This is a genomic window from Microtetraspora sp. AC03309, from assembly GCF_020826795.1.
In the GTDB taxonomy this organism is placed as follows: Bacteria; Actinomycetota; Actinomycetes; order Streptosporangiales; family Streptosporangiaceae; genus Microtetraspora; species Microtetraspora glauca.
Window position 1 is genome coordinate 1 of record NZ_JADDIL010000363.1, and the last position, 605, is coordinate 605.

At 65.6% G+C, this 605-nt stretch carries 1 pseudogene; it reads right to left on the minus strand.

Annotated features, from left to right (window positions below):
- Window positions 1-605: pseudogene (locus tag IMZ11_RS43355) on the minus strand (bifunctional glutamine-synthetase adenylyltransferase/deadenyltransferase); the annotation flags it as partial.

Consider the following 605-nt stretch of genomic DNA (forward strand, 5'->3'; position numbering starts at 1 on the left):
GCATCGACGGTGGAGGCCACATGCAGCGAGTCGTCGTTGCGCCCGTGCACCAATTGCAAGAGCTGAACGGCGAATTCGACGTCGCGCAGGCCACCTGTGCCCAGTTTGAGTTCGCGGGCCCGCACACCGGCGGGAACGAGTTCCTCGACACGTCGGCGCATGGCCTGGACCTCGGGAACGAAATCCTCACGCTCGCATGCGGTCCACACCATGGGCATCAGCGCCTCGATGTAAGCCTTGCCGAGTTCGGCGTCGCCCGCGGCGGGACGTGCCTTGAGTAGTGCCTGGAACTCCCAGGTTTTTGCCCAGCGCTGGTAGTAGGCGACGTGGGATTCCAGGGTCCGGACCAATTGGCCGCGTTTGCCTTCCGGACGCAGGGCGGCGTCGACCTCGAAGAATGCGTCGGCGGCGAACCGCATCATCTCGCCGGCCACCCGGGTCGCGGTGGCCAGATTGTCGTCGCCGTCGCCCTCGGGGATGGCCTCGCCGACGAAGATGACGTCGACATCGCTGACGTAATTCAGTTCGCGCGCACCGCATTTGCCCATCGCGATGACGGCCAGCCGGGGCTGCTTCCCTTCTTCACACACAACCCGGGTGGCCAC